The organism is Rhodococcoides kyotonense (genome assembly GCF_900188125.1).
Lineage (GTDB): Bacteria > Actinomycetota > Actinomycetes > Mycobacteriales > Mycobacteriaceae > Rhodococcoides > Rhodococcoides kyotonense.
This window is the reverse complement of sequence record NZ_FZOW01000031.1, coordinates 28,142-44,359: the sequence shown is the minus strand read 5'-3', so window position 1 is coordinate 44,359 and position 16,218 is coordinate 28,142. Positions and strand designations below refer to the sequence as shown.

Sequence of the window (16,218 nt, the reverse complement as noted above, 5' to 3'; positions counted from 1 at the left end):
GACGCACTCGGCAAAGGCATCGCCACCGTCTACCAAGACCTCGCGGTGGTGTCGTTGATGCCGGTGTGGCGCAACTTCTTCCTCGGCCAGGAACTCCGCAAAGGCCCGTTCAAAACCCTGGATGCGACCGCGATGCGCGCCACCACCATCGAAGAGCTCCACAAGATGGGCATCGATCTGCCCGACGTCGACGCCCCCATCGGATCACTGTCCGGTGGTCAGCGTCAGTGTGTGGCGATCGCGCGTGCGATCTTCTTCGGTGCCCGCGTGCTGATCCTCGACGAGCCGACGGCTGCACTCGGTGTGAAGCAGTCCGGGATGGTGCTGCGCTACATCTCCGCTGCCAAGGAACAAGGGTTCGGGGTCGTGTTCATCACCCACAACCCGCACCACGCGTACATGGTCGGAGACCATTTCGTGCTGCTGAACCGCGGCAAGCAGAAACTGGACTGCACCTACGACGAGATCAGCCTCGACGACCTGACCCGCGAAATGGCAGGCGGCGACGAACTCGACACCCTCACCCACGAACTCCGCCGATAATGCGCTCCGCGATGCCTAAGGACCTACAGGTGCCGAAAGTGCGATTCGAGTAGATCTGCGCGACGACGGAACGACCGACGTTCGGGAGAATCCCGAGAAGTAACTCCTGCCGACGTTCTGTACCTCGGTGGTCGAGGTGCCGTGCATCCGGTCGTTTCGCTCGTCGCCCGGCCACCTGCTCGGTCGGCCGCCTCCTCGACCAGAACGTCGATACCCCGACGCTGCAGCTCTCGGGCTGCCGTCAGTCCGGCCAACCCGGCGCCCATGACACGAACTGTCGTGTCTCGCTCCATCGCGCATCTTCGTTAATCGAGTGCAGTGAAATCGACTTCTGTGCGGTCTACCGTACGGCCGCACGTCGCGAATCGGGAACGTTGTCGGAGCGGGCGTGGCGGTCGTTACCGACAAGTGGTTCGAATTGCTAAGCACGACAATCGTTCTGAACAACGACGCGTGTCTCGGTTATTCGTCGGTACCAAGCCGAATGCCGGTATTTCCAGGAAGAGCAACCGCTCGGTTCCTAAAGCCGCGGAAGACAAACTCTGTGCACATTGTGAACTAGTGGGGTTCATGGTGCTATTGGGATCTCCCTACCGAGGCGGGTTGATGAACCGTTCTGCACTGGTCCCTTTTGCTGTGTTGACTGTCCTTGCGGGCGCGCTGATCCATCCATCGCAGGCCGTGGCGCAAACCGGCACTGCAGTGGCATCGGCCTTCGTGCTGTCACCACCGACGGCGGGAGCGATGTTCGACGAGTCCGCAGCGCCGGGCGGGCGGACCCTCGGCATGTGGTCCGAGTCGACGGCGACGACACAACTGACCACCCCTGCAGCGACCCGACTGACGCTGCGAGCTCGCGGTGACAGCTGCCTGGGTGCGGCGAGAGTAACGGTGAAGGTCGACGGTAAATCGGTGGGAAGTACAGCGTTGTCCAGTGGATGGGCCGACTACACGTATCGGACATCTCTCACCGCTGGAAGTCACTCTGTCGCAATCACCTTCGCAAACGACTATCGCTACGGGTCCTGTGACCGCAACGCGTACATCGGCTCGGTGACCGCAGTAGGCGCGACGACACCTACGACCACCACACCTCCGACGACGACGAAGCCGCCGACGACCACTGTGGCTCCGACGACGACGAGGCCGCCGACGACCACTGTGCCCCCGACCACCACTGTGCCCCCGACCACGACTACGCCGCCCACGACGGCGCCTCCGGTCGATACCGGCACGTGCGGCGTGAACATGTACCTGGCGACCTACTTCAACAATCTCACCGCGACCGGCACGCCGGTCACGAGTCGCTGCGAGTATTCGGTCGGAAGTACATGGGAGGGAAGGTCTCCCGCCGCCGGAGTGAACGCGGGTAATTTCTCCGTGCTCTACACGGGGTCGATCAACTTCCCCACATCGGGCACGTACAACGTCAATGCGCAGACCGGGTTCGTCGGAATTCAGGCGAAGATAGACGGCAAGACTTTGATCGACTATTGGCCGGCTCAGACGTGGGGCCGTTACAACACGACGACGACCGTCTCCAAAGGAATCCATTCGGTGTCGGTCGCGGTGTCCAACCCCACCAGGAACGGTCACCAGCATTTCTCGATCACACCGACAGGCACGAGTCCGGCATCGAACAACGGCAACTACTTTGCGGCGAACTCCTTTTGGAACCAACCGATTCCATCGAACGCCATCCTGCATCCGAACAGCGACACCTGGCGGAACATGGTCGCCAACGACTCCCGAAACAACGCGATCAACGTGAACTCATCGCAATGGTCGACCGGAATCTACAAAGCGCCTCCAGGAACACCTACTGTGTCGGTGCGAGTGACGAATTCGAACAAGACGATCACCATTCCGTACCTGCCGTCCTACAGGCCGACGCCGGATGCCGACGCGCACTTGTCGATCATCGACGAGAGCAACGGTTGCTTGTACGAGTTCCAGGCATTCAACGCCGGCAGCAAGAGTGCGATCGCGCAGGCGACGTACCCGGCGTACACCGGTTCGGGCGCTCACGCGAGCGGGCCCGCACATTCCGGTGGCGAGCTGTCCTACGTCGCCGGTATGATCACCCCGCAAGATGTGAGTTCCGGAGTGATCGACCATGCGCTTCGCTTCGCGATCCCCAACAATTCTGCCGACTTCTTCTATCCGGCAACGCGATCGGACGGCACGGTGTCGGGTGGTGTCCCGGAAGGGATCAGGATTCAGCTGGACCCGAGTATCAACCTCGACACATTGGGCCTCACTCCGTTCCAGAAAATGGTCGCCAAGGCGCTGCAGACGTACGGCGGGTTCAACGCGGACGGTGCGGAGAACTTCGCCATCTACGCTCAAAGCCCAGACGACGGCTCCACGTATCCCATGTCCCTAGACGCGCTGCCGAAGTCGCTCATCAGCAAACTGCGTTACCTGGCGCCCACCCTTACGTCGACCGACATCCAGATGGCGACGGCGTTCGACACGGGCTGCCAGCAGCAACGCTGACCGGTTCGTCAACGGAGCAACGACGACACGATCTGACCGAGTGCATGAATGTCGTTGTCGGACAACGCAGAGAGCGACGCCGGAGGCGCCGCGAGTGCACGGTCTGCCCGGGCTGCGATCTCGCGACCCTCGCCGGTGAGCTCCACGAGGCGTCGTCGGCGATCCTTCGGGTCTTCGGTGCGGACCAGATAGCCGCGAGATTCCAGCTCTCGCAACGTGATCGACACGTACGGGGGATCAGATCCGATCACTTCGGCAAGTTCGCCTGCGGACATCGGGCCGGGCTGAAGCCGTCGCAGCAGCTTGCATCTGAAGAAGCTGACGCCCGTTGCGGCGACGACGGATCCATGGGGGTCGGCTTGCTCGAACATCAGCGTCCGCAGATCTCGCCAGACGTCCTCTGCGTTCACGACACCACCTCCGGTACCCGATCGGCGACGCGCTGCGCGGTGCCTCGCGCCCAGGATCCGGTCGTCACCAACGCGAGCGTCAGCACGACTGCACCGGCACCCACCATCACGAACCACGCAGGACGGGCCGCGTCGACGAATCCGTCCGCGAAGCTGCCTACCATTCCGGCGGTCACTATCGAGCCCACCACTGCGACACCGAGGGACTGCCCGACCTGACGGCTGGTCGATGCTATCGCCGACGCAACGCCCGCCTGGCTGCGCGGCATCCCGGACACCGCGGTGTTGGTGATCGGCGCATTGACCATTCCGAAGCCGATCCCGAAGACGATGTACGGTACCGCAAGCCATACGAACGTTGTGTCGGGTCCGAGTCGAGTCAGCATGGTCGACGAGACGATGAACCCGATTCCCGCCACCACCAACGAAGTTCGGGGTCCGCGTGAGCCGGTGAGGCGGCCGGAGATCGGCGCGAGAATCAACGTCATCAACGCCATCGGCAGCGTGTACAGCCCGGCGTGCAACGGCGAATACCCGCGCACATCCTGCAGATACAGAGTATTGAGGAACAGGAATCCGCCGAGTGACGCGAACGAACAGACCGCGATGATCGTCGCGCCCGAGAAGGGGACGGACCGGAAGAATCCGAGTTCCACGAGAGGCTCCTTCTGCCGCGTCTCGACGAACAGGAATCCGATCAGCGACAGCACGGCAACCGTCGTCGACGCCAGGATGAGGGGAGAGGTGAATCCCTTCGCGGGTGTCTCGATGATCGTGAACACGACACTCGCGAGCAGGGCGATCATCAGGATCTGGCCGACGGGATCGAAACGGCGTGCATGCGCGGCCTTGGACTCGGGCACGTACTTCCAGGTCATGAACAACGCAACCAGTCCGATGGGAACGTTGACCCAGAAGATCGATTGCCACCCGGCGGACGTCACGAGTGCACCACCGATCAACGGACCCCCGGCCATCGAGATCCCGACGACGCCGCCCCACACGCCGATCGCGCCTGCGCGTTCTTTCGGGTCGGTGAACGTGTTGGTGATGATCGACATCGCGACGGGGTTCATCATCGATCCGCCCACAGCCTGCACCATGCGGAACGCCACGAGCCAGGCCAGCGAGGGGGCGACGCTGCACAGCAACGAACCGACGACGAAAGCGGCGGTTCCGATCATGAAGAACCGCTTACGTCCGTACCGGTCCGCGCTCGAACCGCCGAGCATCAACAACGACGCCAGCACGAGTGTGTACGCGTCGATGATCCACTGGAGTCCCGACACCGACGCGTTCAGGTCGGTGCGAATCGAGGGGAGTGCGACGTTCACGATCGTGTTGTCGATGCTGACGAGGAACAGGCTCATACAGCAGATCGCCAACACCAGATAGCGGTGTCGCTTGGTCAACTCGGTCATCTGATTCCAATACTTGTAGTACTACAACTATTAGCTCGAGTATGGAACTAGTTGGGGTGTACACGCAACTTCGCGGGATGCGGCCGTATCCTGGACCACTACAGAGGGAGTCGAAATGGTCGACGGTGGACAGATCTTCAGAACGATGGCGAACGTCGTGAACAAGGGGGTCGTGCCCCTGTTGAGACACGGTGGCCCTGTCGGCGCGAAACTGAAGGAATCCATGGCCGAGGTGTCCTATGTCGGTCGTAAGTCCGGCAAGGAGTTCACTCTGGTCGTCGGGTACAAGCGCACAGGCGACACAGTGATCATCGGATGTGTGATGCCCGACGCGAAAACCTGGTGGCGCAATTTCCTCGGAGAGGGCGCGCCCATGCGGTTGACGTTGAACGACACGACGTACGACGCACACGCCGTCGCCACGCGGGATGCGGACGGGGCGGTCACTATCGTCGCGACGCTCCAGGCCTGAAAGGGCGTCGACCATGCTCCTGGACGGACTCAATCACATCGCTGTGATCACCGGCGACATCGACCGACTGCGTGAGTTCTACGCGTCGGTGTTCGACGCGGAGGTCGGCCCGACGCGGCCGCACGGTAAGAAGGATGACGAGACGATGACGACGATTCGCATCGGCCCGCACACCGAACTCAACGTCGTGACCATCGAGGGTAACCGCGAGCCCGATCGTCAGACACCGATGTGGGGGCGCGGGAGGCTCGACCATTTCGGACTACAAGCCGCGTCGCGCGATGCGTTCGACATCATCGCACGGCGGTTGGTCGACCGTGACGCCAGCGACGGAAGGGTCAACGACTTCGGCCCTGTTCTCAGCCTGTTCTTCCGCGACCCCGACGGGCTCGAAGGCGAAGTGGTTCTGCCGAAGTAGTCATGGGTGTAGGTACGACGCGCCGTTGACGTCGACAACCGTTCCACTGCACCACGCCGCATCAGGCGATGCCAGATAGAGGATCGTGGACGCGACTTCGTCCGGTGTGCCGACGCGACCGAACGGGCTCTGACGGCGAATCTCGTCGCCCTGGGGTCCGGCCAGCTTCTCGTGCTGACGGTCGCTCGAGATAAACCCCGGCGCCACCGCAGTGACCGAAATTCCGTGGGGTGCAAGCGCGATGGCCATCGACTGGCCGAACGCATGGAGGCCCGCTTTACTCGCGCCGTAGGCCGGGAAGTCCGGTTCACCACGAAGCGCACCACGTGAACCGACCTGCACGATCGCACCCGGCCGACCGCGGTCGATGAGGTGCCGCGCGAACGCCCAACTCAGGTGAGCTGCACCGATCAGATTGACCTGCACCATCTCTCGCCACTGCGACTCCCATTGCTCGAACGAGGCGTCGGTGATGTTGTGGCTGTTCGTCGAGGTGGGACCGACTGCCGCGTTGTTGACCAAGACGTCGAGTCCTCCGAGTCGTTCGACGGCCTCGGCGACGAGATCGGGGCCACCCGTCGTCGTCGATAGATCGCCGGCAATGGTGATGTGTCCTGTGCCGTCGAGTAATTCGACCGTTTCGCGGGCGGCATCCGAACCCGTCGCGTAATGCACGGCGACGCGATGTCCCGAAGCGGCGAACGCAACAGCGGTAGCTCGACCGATTCCGCGAGAGGCGCCGGTGATCAGTACATTTCGGGTGGCGGACGCGTCGTCGGGACGAGGGTTGGGTTCGGTGCTCATGAATCGACTGTAGACATGCCCGTTGCGCAGACCTACGCGAATCGAAAGTCGCTGCCCTGGCGGTGCAGTCGACAGTCGCTTTCCAGCACTGCCAGAGCGGATCTCACTGTCTTCCGGCCGACCCCTGTCCACGAAGCCATGCTGTGCAACTGTGGGAGAAGCTCCCCGGATGCTATGACGCCGCGTTCGTGAAGTTCGCGAAGCTGCGTCGCAAGCTGAAAGTAGACCGGGACCGCATGCCAGTGCCGCAGCGTGAGCGTCTGGACCCAGGACGGCTTGGTCTGCGAAGTGTACGAGCGCAGGGGGTCGGCGGTACTCCGGCAAAGCTGGTCTGTCATGGCGTTCGCCTCCTGCGAGTAGTTTCGATCGTGTCGACAACGACGAAGTAACTCACATTCTGGGCCACTCGAGGCCACGGCGAACAGTCTTGAAACCATCAATTTGCCATCAGAGCGTTACGGGGATTGGATCAGCCTTTGTCGATTCACGGAACCAGAGTGTCGATGGCGTAAGGAATCGACAGGACCGAGTTGTAGGTGATCGCCCCGCGCTGATCGATCGACGTCGCGATGATGTTGTCTTCTTGCGCAGCGGGCAGGGTGCCGAACAAAGGGTGCTCGGCGACGACGTCGATGTTCTCGTCTGTTCCGAGGAACAGGATGACGTCGGCGTCGAGCATTCCGATGTTCTCGGCCGACACGGGAACGAAGAAGCTCTCGCCGGTGTCCTGGCTGGTGATGGCGTCGGGGATGGACAGTCCGAGTGAGTTCAGGAACTGCCCACGCGCGTCTCCGGGGAGAAATGCTCCGTACTGGCCGTCGTAGGGCAGTACGGCAACGCCGGTCCTACCGGCGAATTCCGGATGCTCTGCCTTTGTCTTGTCGAGCAATTCTGCTGTCTCGCGGTTCAATTCGTCTCCGCGCTCCGGAACGCCCAGAGCCGTCGCGATGGTCTCCGTGGCCTTTACCCGGCTGACGGTGTAGGCCGCGGTGTCCGCTGGGCGTGCGATTGTTGGAGCGATCTCGCTGAGCTTGCCGTAGACGGCTTCGTCGAATCCGGCATTGATACCGATGATCAGATCCGGCGCGAGCTCCGCGATCTGTTCGAGGTTGGGTTCGGAATCCGATTCGATCAGAGTCAAGGGGCTGTCTCCGACCGCGTCGTCGGTCCACGGGCCGAGGCCGGTCTCGTAGAACGAGTACCCGGTGTTTCCGACGGGCACCGTTCCGAGTGCGATCGCGGCGTCGGCGTCGGAAACGCCCAGGGTGACCACCCGCTGCGGGGTCTCCTCGATGGTGGTGCTGCCGTAGATGTGCTCGATGGTGACGGATGAACTGCCCGCATCGTTCTGCTCGGCCGAACTACTGCATGCCGCCATGCTCAACGCGAGAAGCCCTATCGTCGTGCTCGTCACCGCTACCCGAATTCGCAACTGCCCGTCCTTTACTCGGCCTTGAAGTTAGGGGAGCATAACACCGGTTGGTGGGAGCCCGACGCCCCGCCGGACCGTACGGGGCGGCCGGCTATCGGCCTGCAGCTACCGCGGCGACGGCCTCGAGTAGTGCCTTGCGGAGCCGTAACGTGTTGGCTTCCAACCCTTCTTCGACGATGCTTTGGTTGACCGGCCATGGGGTGTCCCCGATGACGTCGTGGTCGGTGACGAGTGCGACGCAGGTGTAGGCGATGTCGAGTTCGCGGGCGAGTGCTGCCTCGGGGTAGGGCGTCATACTGATCAGATCCCATCCCTGCGCTGCATACCAACGTGACTCGGCCCGCGTCGAATAGCGAGGTCCGCGGATTGCAACCATCGTGCCGCCGTCGTTGACGATCCACCCCTCTGCGCGAAGTATCCGGACGATGCTTCGGCGCGTGTTCGGGCAAAAGGGCTCAGCGAAGGAGATGTGGGTGTCGTCGTCGTGAAATGTGTCGTCGGTGCGGCTCGGCGCCGATCCGTGCGCGCACGACACCAACTCGCAGGTGGCGTCCAGCGGGCTCCCAGGGTTCTTGCAGGAACAGTGAATATCTTCCTTCACATGAAGATTCCGAGATTTGGAAAGATGCGGCGCCGGACGGCCGCGATGTCGTTGGTGATAGCTGGGGGACTGCTTCTCGGCGGTTGTGCGAACGAGGCCACCGACGCCGCGTCGACGACGACGGCTGCGCAGCAGGTCTCCATATCCCAGGCGTCGTCGACGGCAACCGATGCGTCGACGACTTCCGAAACCATATCCGCCACAAGCGAAGCCGCCGAAGCCTTTCTTGCGACTCTCTCGGACGCGCAGCGAGAGCAGGTCACCTATGCGTACGACGACGAGACCAAGACGACGTCGTGGTCGAACTTCCCGGTCACTTTCGTCGAGCGTGCCGGAATCGATCTCGCGGACCTGACCGACGAGCAGAAGGCCGCGGCGTTGAACGTCCTCGACGCCTTGCTCAGCGACGACGCGTACGAGACGGTCACCGGCATCATGGGAGGCGACGAGTACCTGCACGAGAACAGCACGTCGACCGAAGACTCGTTGGGCCAGTACTACATCGCGTTCTTCGGTGATCCCTCCGATACGAGCGCGTGGGAAGTGCAATTCGGCGGACATCACCTGGGCATCAACGCCAGTATGGACGGGTCGGCCGACTCCATCACGTTCGCGCCGACGCACCTGGGCATCCAGCCTGCCGTCTACACCGACGCCGACGGCAACGAGGTGCAGCCGTTCGACGGCATCTACACCAGTGCATTCGCGTTCTATGACAGCCTGACCGACGAGCAGAAAGCTCAGCTGTACCAGGGATCCTCGGTGGCAAACATGGTGTGTGCACCGGGTAGCACGTGCGATTACCCCACCGGCACAGGAATTTCCGGCGCCGACCTCACGGACGAACAGAAACAGCTATTGCTCGACGTCATCGCCAACTGGGCAGGTCTTGCAGACGAGGAGACCACATCCGACGCGCTCGCGAAGATCGAGGCGACGCTCGACACGACTTACGTGAACTGGTCAGGCGCAACGACATACGACATGAGTCAGGGCGACGGCATCTACTTCCAGATCTCCGGACCGGACGTCTACATCGAGTTCGCCGCGCAGCAGGGTTCGGCGGGTGCCGACGTCGCGGGCGTCACCACCTCGGGTTGGGGCCACGTCCACACTATCTACCGCGATCCGACCAACGACTACGCCGGTAGCGCAACGCAGCAAGCGTCGTCCGGGCCGGGCGGAGGTGCCGGTGGACCGGCTGGAGGGCCCGGTGGAGCCACCGGCGCGCCGCCGGCTTAGGACCGATCGGCATCGTTGGTCCGTGGCGGCCCAGGGGCAGCTGACCACGGACCAACCATGCGGGTGCTACCGCCTGACTTCGGTGACGAATTTTTCGATCAGCGCGGCATCCTTCACTCCGCGGGAGGACTCGATGCCACTGGAGACGTCGACGCCCGACGCTCCCGTGGCGGCAATACCCTCACGAACGTTGTCGACGCCGAGCCCTCCGGCGAGGATCCACGGGCGCGTCGGGCGGTCGAGTCGGTCCCATTCCCACGTCTCACCCGCACCGGCCGTCGAACCGTCGATGAGAAGTCGGTCCTCGCCGATCGAGGTGTAGTCCGCACCCGCGGAGACGGCGCGGTACACGGTGAGCCCGGCCCGATGCAGTTCTTCGACATCGCCGCCACTTGCGAGGTCGTGCACTTGAACTGTCTTCAGCCCCACGTCGGATGCCGTCTGCAGGATCTCCGGCACGGTGGCCCCCTTGAAGACACCCACTGGTTCTGCGCGGCCGGCCGTCAGTTCGACAAGAGGGCGGGCCGCGTCGACGGAGATCTGCCTGGGGCTCTTGGCGAACACGAAACCGATCGCGTCGACGTCCAAAGCCAACGCGACTTCGAGGGTCGATCGATCTCGAAATCCGCAGAGCTTGATGAACGTCATTGCGTCAGGATACCGACCCTGGATGCATCGGCGGCGCAGTGTGGGCAGCAGAGAACGCCGCAGCGCACACGAGGCAGTTGATCGAGGCGCTTCCGGCGCACGTGGGCGGTCGGACGTCGAAATATCCTCCTCCTTTTGGGATCCGAACCTCCTGCAGGGGGTTCGAATCCCAAATGGAGGAGGATATTTCGCTCGCATTCCCACTTCCCCGAGTCGCTATGACAGAAGGCGCGCCACATCGTCGGATTCCGGTAGCTGGTCGACGATCCCCGCGAGGGTGCCTGCGACGTCGTCGCCGACGAGACGGGCGATCTTCCGGTAGATGTCGGCGTGGTCGAAGGGGAAATGGTCGACGTCGCCGATGGGGTTCGAAGTCGTCGCGGCAACCGTGTCGCCGTTTCGAAACGTCACTGTCACCTCGGCCGCCCGGAGCCGGGGGAGGAGTGCATCGAGCTCGGGCGCTGCGTCGACCGTCACACGAGTGCTGAATTCCTCTGCGGCTGCGAACACTGGGCCGTTCGGATCGAGCGCATCGACGTCGATCGCGTCGGCAACGAAGGCGGCGGCGACTACGAAGGGCAACGAGAACATCGCTCCGAGTCGTGTGCTGGGGTGGCGCCGGAACAGTGGTGTGGCCAGGGAATGCGTTCGCACACCGACCAATTCGATGTCATCGGGTTCCCAGTGCGCTCCCGTGCGCAAGTTTTGAACCGAGTCCACGGCGGCATGGGTGTACGAGCAACTCGCGTGCTGTTTCGAATAGCCCTGAAGCAATAGCCATCGGTCACCGAGTCCGTCTGTGAGGCGGTCGAGATCGAGAGTCCCGACGATGTCGCCGAGGCTGTGCGAGATTGCCCCACGGTTGTGGACCAGGCCCGCAGTCGAAAGTCGAGCGGCGTCCAGGCCTGCTCGTACGGCACCGGCTATCCAGAGGTTTCGACTGAAATTGCCGTCGAGCACCACCTCCCACGGTGCGACCTGAATCAAAGCGGATGACGAATCGATTGCTGCAGCAACACCTTCGGAATCGGCACCCCATATCGACGCGGCAGCGGCAGCCGCGCCCGTAGCGCCCCAGTGGCCGTGGGTATGCCACCTCGGATCTCGGGCGAGTGCGTGTCCGAACCGTGCGGCGACTTCGTATCCCGCGACAACCGCTGCAAGGAATGCGCGACCGTCCACCGGCGTCGGTGACATTCGTGCTGCGGCGACCGCGGCAGGAACGACGTGCGCAGCCGGATGGCCTGCGGCGTACTTGTTGCCCTCGTCGAGTTCGAGGCAGCACGACGCGATCGCGTCCAACTCCGCTGCAGTGATTGCAGTCGTACCGAGTGTCGTGCCGAGCGGAGTGAATGGGCCGGGCTCGACGAACCACCTAGAGTGCAACGACTGCATTTCGGAGGTGCGTGCACCGGCCACAGTGACGCCGAAGAGGTCGAGGAGGATGATGCCGGCTCTGTCGGCGAGTGTGGACGGCATGAATTCGTCGCGCAGCCGGCAGACCATCTGCGCAAGCACACCGACATACTCTGCGTGTTCCGCTGAACGAAACAATCGATTCTCGATCACCGAATTACCGTAGGTGCGGAATCAATCCTGGTCAATGCTGATCGGCCGGACTTGCTGCAATGATACCGTGGTACCTACCGCAGCCTCGCTCATATTCATGTTTCGGTGAGCGGAACGGCAACAGATCGGTACAAGCATCTGGGATGTAAGCGAAGGAGACGTGCAATGTCCGATCAACTCCTCCAGGCCGTCCGGGCCGGGGTTCAGATCGTCGATTTGGGAAGGCAATTGCGTGTAGGTATGCCGCAGTCTCCCAACCACCCGCAGTTCTGGCACACGTTGCCGCGGCGACACGGCGACATGACTCGTTCCGACGGCGGTAGCGCGGCGAACGACATGATCACCACCGGCACACACGTCGGCACCCACATCGATGCCCTGGCGCACGTGTCGCACGACGGCAAACTGCACGGTGGCGCCGATGCAGGCCAGTCCTGCTTGGGCGGCAAGTACGTCGAACACGGTGTGCACACGATCTCGCCGATGGTGAGGCGCGGCGTTCTGTTGGACGTTCCGGCTGCCCTGGGAGTCGGACGGTGCGAGGGTGGATACGAGATCACCGTCGCGGATCTGGAAGCAGCAGCCGACGCGGAGGGGATCGAGGTCGCGGAAGGCGATGTCGTCCTGATTCGCAGCGGCTGGGGCCAATTGTTCGACGAGGGGCAGTCGTACGTCGGGGGCCCGTCAGGAGTCCCGGGGGTCAGTGAGGCCGGCGCCCAGTGGTTGGCGCAGCGGAAGATTCACGCAGCGGGTGCCGACACCATCGCGTTCGAGCGGTTGGCTCCAGGCGGCGGGCACGCCCTGCTTCCGGCGCACCGAGTCCTGTTGGTGGAGAGTGGAATCTACATCGTCGAAGCGCTCGATCTCGAAGAACTGTCCGAGAAGAAGGTCTACGAGTTCACCTTCCTGCTCGTTCCGTTGAACATCTTCGGTGCAACCGGATCCCCGGTACGGCCACTGGCGGTGACGTCGGCATGAGTGAACGGACTCTTGCACAGCGCCTCGCCCACTTCGCTGTCACCACGGCCTTCGAGGATTTACCCGAGGAGGTGGTCGAGAGCGTAGGAATGCGTGTACTCGACACGCTCGGAATTGCAATCGCTGCAACAGATCTCGACACCAGCCGCGCTGCGATCGCGTGGGCGACCGAACAAGGTGGCGCGGCGAAGGCCTGCGCAGTCGGTGTCGAGGAGGCTCTTCCCGCGCCGTTGGCGGCGTTCGTCAACGGAGTCTTGGCGCATTCGCTCGATTTCGACGACACGCACCTTCCTTCGATTCTGCATCCGAGCGCCAGTGTGGTGCCTGCCGCGCTTGCGGCGGCACAGCAGCACGACGCAGACGGCAAAGCATTGGTGCGCGGTATCGCGATCGGGCTCGAAGTCTGTGTGCGACTGGGCATGGCAGGCTTCGACCCAGAGACGAAGAACTCGGTCTTCTTCGAACACGGCCAACACGCCACATCCATCTGCGGAGCGATGGGAGGGGCCGTCGCGGCCGCGGTGATCGGTGGCGCACCGGAGAGTCAGATCGTCGACGCCCTCGGTATCACCGCGTCGATGGCGTCGGGAATCATCGAGGCCAATCGAACGGGCGGGACCGTCAAACGACTGCATTGTGGGTGGGCGGCGCACTCTGCATTGTCCGCGGCCGGGCTTGCGCGACATGGTATTACAGGGCCGCCGACGGTGCTGGAGGGTCGATTCGGTTTCTTTCAGGCGTGGCTTCACGAAGCGCCACGCGAATCGGAGATCGTCGACGGTCTCGGTTCGACGTGGGCGGTTCCGGGAATCTTCTTCAAGCCGTACCCTGCGAATCACTTCACACACGCTGCGATCGACGCAGGTGCTGCGTTGCGTGGCCGTGGAATCATCGCCGAGGATATCGAGAAATTGACCCTCGGTGTGCCTGCCGCCAATCTGCGCACCATCGGCGAACCCATCGACGTCAAGCGAGCACCCGACACGGGGTACATGGCTCAGTTCAGCGGCCCGTACGCAGTGGTGGTGGGACTGCTCGGTGGAGGCGGTCTCGGTGCTGCGCTCGAGGACTACACGGACGAGTTGGCTCGGTCGGACGAACGAAGAGCGTTGATGGCCAAGGTCGACGTGGTTCCCGACGAACGGTGCGACGCAATCTTTCCGCACCAGTTTCCAGCAGTCCTGACCGCTACGCTCTCGGATGGGACAACGGTCGTCGAGGACGTGCTCACCACGCGTGGGGGGCCGGAACGTCCGCTGTCGTTCGGAGAGGTCTCGGCGAAGTTTCGGGCCAACGCCGGTGCATTCTTACCGGAGGGTGATGTCGATGTGCTTGCGGCGCAGTGCCGTTCACTTCCTCGATTGAACGACGTCGGCGAGTTGCTTTCGCCGCTGACGAATCTTCATTGAGTCGAGGCGGCGTGGAGAGTCCCTCCCGGGACTGTCCACGCCGAGTGGGCTAGGCGCGCGCCAATATCTCTCTGGCTCCGCGTACGACGGCCTCGTCGACGAAGCGCCCGCTGTCGTCGACAGTCGGCCCGCCCTCCGCGAGTTCGTACAGCTCGAGCAGTCGAAGCGCATGCGTGACGTCCTCGCGTGTCGGGGTGAGCGCGTCGTTGATGATCGGAATCTGGCTGGGATGCAGGGCAGTTCGTCCGCGAAACCCCATGTCCACGAATCGTGCCGTGGTCGCGACGAATCCCTCCAGGTCCCGGAAGTCGGTCGATGTGGGAGCCACAGGAGCCGCCGTACCGGCAGCCGCACAGTCGATCACCACCTGTAGCCGAAGTGCATCGATCACCGCGGCCGTGCCTGGCGTACGTGTGATGCGAAGGTCGGCGAGAAGATCCACTTCACCTATGCCGAACGTTCGAACTCGTTCGTATTCGGCCATACCGGCTATCGAACGCAGGGACCTTGCAGTCTCGATGAGCCCGATGACCCCGACCGACGGGAGCTCACGCGCGGATTCGAGCTCGCGAAGAGACAAATCCGCCTGTGCGAGAATCTCGACCGAGCACTTGGCGATCATGATGCCGTTCACACCGAGTCGGGCGGCCACATCGAGATCGTCCGCGAGGAACTCCGGCGTGACCCGCACCCAGACTTCGGTGTCGGTGGGTGTGCGCAGATCGAGCCATCTGCCGACGTCGCGGCGAGCTCTGTCCTTCTGCGACAGCGGAACTGCATCTTCGAGATCGATGATGATCGCGTCGGCGTCACCGGCAACTGCTTTGTCGAAGAGCGCGGGTTTGACGGCAGGGACGTACAAGAACGAGCGAGGTACAGGGTGTTTCATCGAGAGATCCGCGATTCGAGTATCTGAGTTATCGACTGTGCAGCAGTGATCACTTGGCGGGCATGGACGGTGTGCTCCTCGTCGGCAGTCGCCGAGTATCGGAAGGCGGGACCGGACGAGCTCACCGATCCGAGAACGTGTCCTGCACCGTCGAAGAACGGCGCAGCAATGGACGCTGCCCCGGTCTTGCGTTCGTTGATGGACGTCGCGTAACCGTCCTCCCGAATCCGTTCGAGACGATGGCCGAACGCGTCCTCGTCGACATCGGCTGTACTGCCCTGCAATTCCCGCACTGCGTCGACGGCGAAATGGGAGGGCAGGAATGCAAGTATCGCGAGACTGGATGCGCCCGAATGCAAGGGGAACTGCGGTCCGATTTCGACCACCATCTTCACTTCCTGGGGACTTTCGTACTGGTCGAGGTAGACGCGACGGTGGCCGACGAGAGCGGACAGAGTCGCAGTCTCTCTGGTCTCCGCGCGAAGCTTGCGTAAGACAGGCGCGGCGATAGAGCGCACGTCCAGTTGGCTCCACGCCTTGGTGCCGAGCCCGATCGCTGCAGGTCCGAGTGAGTACGTCGATTCGCCCGCCATCGGCTGAACGATCGAACGCGAAGCCAACGATTGAAGGATGCGGTGTACCACGGCTTTGCTCAGCTGTAGCCGCCGCGCGATCTCGGTGACACCGAGTGCACGATCGGACTGCGCAAATGCAAGAAGCACGTCGGCGACGCGATCTGCCGACTCGGTACCCGTCGATGTCTCGACCGGGGGTCTGGAGTTGGGCGGCGTGACCATGCGGGTCATCCTTCCTGATACGTGCGAACTTCGTAGTCCACCGGATTGCAGAGACCTTACCGTTCCGCTGGGCGAACCGGACGATT

Annotated in this window: 18 protein-coding genes; 7 read left to right on the top strand and 11 right to left on the bottom strand. The window is 62.9% G+C overall.

The features are described 5' to 3' along the window. On the top strand, positions 1-543 hold a 543-nt coding region (locus CHB96_RS28270), incomplete at its 5' end, for an ATP-binding cassette domain-containing protein (protein WP_089252638.1). Between the two features lie 23 nt (positions 544-566). On the opposite strand, the gene CHB96_RS30335 is transcribed toward CHB96_RS28270, so the two are convergent. Next, entirely contained in the window at positions 567-836 is a 270-nt protein-coding gene (locus CHB96_RS30335) for an FAD-dependent oxidoreductase (protein WP_089252636.1), read from the bottom strand. 313 nt (positions 837-1,149) lie between these two features. Between CHB96_RS30335 and CHB96_RS28260 the strand changes: the two genes are divergently transcribed. Then, positions 1,150-3,042: a carbohydrate-binding domain-containing protein gene (locus tag CHB96_RS28260; RefSeq protein WP_089252634.1), complete on the top strand. Its 1,893-nt coding sequence runs from the start codon at positions 1,150-1,152 to the stop codon at positions 3,040-3,042. An 8-nt stretch (positions 3,043-3,050) separates the two neighbouring features. Here the strand turns inward: CHB96_RS28260 and CHB96_RS28255 are convergent, their stop codons facing one another. Both CHB96_RS28255 and CHB96_RS28250 read right to left on the bottom strand, forming a co-directional pair. Continuing rightward, positions 3,051-3,452 carry a MarR family winged helix-turn-helix transcriptional regulator gene (locus CHB96_RS28255; protein WP_089252632.1) on the bottom strand — a complete coding sequence of 134 codons (402 nt, stop codon included), beginning with the start codon at positions 3,450-3,452 and terminating at the stop codon, positions 3,051-3,053. Continuing rightward, entirely contained in the window at positions 3,449-4,873 is a 1,425-nt protein-coding gene (locus CHB96_RS28250) for an MFS transporter (RefSeq protein ID WP_089252630.1), read from the bottom strand. The genes CHB96_RS28255 and CHB96_RS28250 overlap by 4 nt, the downstream gene beginning before the upstream one ends. A 115-nt stretch (positions 4,874-4,988) precedes the next feature. On the opposite strand from CHB96_RS28250, the gene CHB96_RS28245 reads away from it, so the two are divergent. Then, a complete protein-coding gene (locus CHB96_RS28245; protein ID WP_089252628.1) occupies positions 4,989-5,345 on the top strand; it encodes a hypothetical protein in 357 nt (118 codons plus the stop codon). Positions 5,346-5,358: 13 nt separating this feature from the next. Beyond that, entirely contained in the window at positions 5,359-5,763 is a 405-nt protein-coding gene (locus tag CHB96_RS28240; RefSeq protein WP_089252626.1) for a VOC family protein, read from the top strand. On the opposite strand, the gene CHB96_RS28235 is transcribed toward CHB96_RS28240, so the two are convergent. From CHB96_RS28235 to CHB96_RS30265, 4 genes are all read right to left on the bottom strand, one after another. After that, positions 5,764-6,567 (bottom strand): SDR family NAD(P)-dependent oxidoreductase, encoded by an 804-nt coding sequence (locus CHB96_RS28235; RefSeq protein WP_089252624.1) that lies wholly within the window; start codon positions 6,565-6,567, stop codon positions 5,764-5,766. A 32-nt stretch (positions 6,568-6,599) separates the two neighbouring features. Next, positions 6,600-6,905 (bottom strand): GntR family transcriptional regulator, encoded by a 306-nt coding sequence (locus CHB96_RS30485; protein ID WP_176444550.1) that lies wholly within the window; start codon positions 6,903-6,905, stop codon positions 6,600-6,602. Between the two features lie 146 nt (positions 6,906-7,051). Next, positions 7,052-7,999, bottom strand: a complete 948-nt coding sequence (locus tag CHB96_RS28225; RefSeq protein WP_281254466.1) for an ABC transporter substrate-binding protein — start codon at positions 7,997-7,999, stop codon at positions 7,052-7,054. A 91-nt stretch (positions 8,000-8,090) separates the two neighbouring features. After that, positions 8,091-8,600 (bottom strand): phosphorylase family protein, encoded by a 510-nt coding sequence (locus CHB96_RS30265; protein WP_371829064.1) that lies wholly within the window; start codon positions 8,598-8,600, stop codon positions 8,091-8,093. Here CHB96_RS30265 and CHB96_RS28215 point away from each other — a divergent pair, their 5' ends adjacent. Beyond that, a complete protein-coding gene (locus CHB96_RS28215; protein ID WP_371829063.1) occupies positions 8,601-9,842 on the top strand; it encodes a DUF3500 domain-containing protein in 1,242 nt (413 codons plus the stop codon). It begins immediately after the preceding gene. 66 nt (positions 9,843-9,908) lie between these two features. On the opposite strand, the gene CHB96_RS28210 is transcribed toward CHB96_RS28215, so the two are convergent. Together CHB96_RS28210 and CHB96_RS28205 are read right to left on the bottom strand one after the other, a co-directional pair. Then, positions 9,909-10,490 (bottom strand): phosphoribosylanthranilate isomerase, encoded by a 582-nt coding sequence (locus tag CHB96_RS28210; RefSeq protein WP_089252618.1) that lies wholly within the window; start codon positions 10,488-10,490, stop codon positions 9,909-9,911. Positions 10,491-10,706: 216 nt separating this feature from the next. Further along, positions 10,707-12,008 (bottom strand): MmgE/PrpD family protein, encoded by a 1,302-nt coding sequence (locus CHB96_RS28205; protein ID WP_141136595.1) that lies wholly within the window; start codon positions 12,006-12,008, stop codon positions 10,707-10,709. A 216-nt stretch (positions 12,009-12,224) separates the two neighbouring features. On the opposite strand from CHB96_RS28205, the gene CHB96_RS28200 reads away from it, so the two are divergent. Next, complete coding sequence (locus CHB96_RS28200) at positions 12,225-13,037, top strand: cyclase family protein (protein WP_089252614.1); 813 nt, start codon at positions 12,225-12,227, stop codon at positions 13,035-13,037. Then, the gene (locus CHB96_RS28195; RefSeq protein ID WP_089252612.1) at positions 13,034-14,446 is read left to right on the top strand and encodes an MmgE/PrpD family protein; all 1,413 of its coding nucleotides are present in this window, start codon (positions 13,034-13,036) and stop codon (positions 14,444-14,446) included. Before CHB96_RS28200 ends, CHB96_RS28195 begins: the two co-directional genes overlap by 4 nt. 49 nt (positions 14,447-14,495) lie before the next feature. Here the strand turns inward: CHB96_RS28195 and CHB96_RS28190 are convergent, their stop codons facing one another. Continuing rightward, on the bottom strand, positions 14,496-15,335 hold the full coding sequence (locus CHB96_RS28190; RefSeq protein ID WP_089252610.1) for an HpcH/HpaI aldolase/citrate lyase family protein: 840 nt from the start codon (positions 15,333-15,335) through the stop codon (positions 14,496-14,498). After that, positions 15,332-16,132, bottom strand: coding sequence for an IclR family transcriptional regulator (locus tag CHB96_RS28185; protein ID WP_176444549.1), 801 nt, complete (start codon positions 16,130-16,132; stop codon positions 15,332-15,334). Before CHB96_RS28185 ends, CHB96_RS28190 begins: the two co-directional genes overlap by 4 nt. Positions 16,133-16,218 lie beyond the last annotated feature (86 nt).

Bases quoted from the DNA above. Each gene is read 5' to 3' on its own strand.
- CHB96_RS30335 (WP_089252636.1), bottom strand. From the start codon at position 836: ATGGAGCGAGACACGACAGTTCGTGTCATGGGCGCCGGGTTGGCCGGA.
- CHB96_RS28260 (WP_089252634.1), top strand. From the start codon at position 1,150: ATGAACCGTTCTGCACTGGTCCCTTTTGCTGTGTTGACTGTCCTTGCG.
- CHB96_RS28250 (WP_089252630.1), bottom strand. From the start codon at position 4,873: ATGACCGAGTTGACCAAGCGACACCGCTATCTGGTGTTGGCGATCTGC.
- CHB96_RS28245 (WP_089252628.1), top strand. From the start codon at position 4,989: ATGGTCGACGGTGGACAGATCTTCAGAACGATGGCGAACGTCGTGAAC.
- CHB96_RS28240 (WP_089252626.1), top strand. From the start codon at position 5,359: ATGCTCCTGGACGGACTCAATCACATCGCTGTGATCACCGGCGACATC.
- CHB96_RS28235 (WP_089252624.1), bottom strand. From the start codon at position 6,567: ATGAGCACCGAACCCAACCCTCGTCCCGACGACGCGTCCGCCACCCGA.
- CHB96_RS30485 (WP_176444550.1), bottom strand. From the start codon at position 6,905: ATGACAGACCAGCTTTGCCGGAGTACCGCCGACCCCCTGCGCTCGTAC.
- CHB96_RS28215 (WP_371829063.1), top strand. From the start codon at position 8,601: ATGAAGATTCCGAGATTTGGAAAGATGCGGCGCCGGACGGCCGCGATG.
- CHB96_RS28210 (WP_089252618.1), bottom strand. From the start codon at position 10,490: ATGACGTTCATCAAGCTCTGCGGATTTCGAGATCGATCGACCCTCGAA.
- CHB96_RS28200 (WP_089252614.1), top strand. From the start codon at position 12,225: ATGTCCGATCAACTCCTCCAGGCCGTCCGGGCCGGGGTTCAGATCGTC.
- CHB96_RS28195 (WP_089252612.1), top strand. From the start codon at position 13,034: ATGAGTGAACGGACTCTTGCACAGCGCCTCGCCCACTTCGCTGTCACC.
- CHB96_RS28190 (WP_089252610.1), bottom strand. From the start codon at position 15,335: ATGAAACACCCTGTACCTCGCTCGTTCTTGTACGTCCCTGCCGTCAAA.
- CHB96_RS28185 (WP_176444549.1), bottom strand. From the start codon at position 16,132: ATGGTCACGCCGCCCAACTCCAGACCCCCGGTCGAGACATCGACGGGT.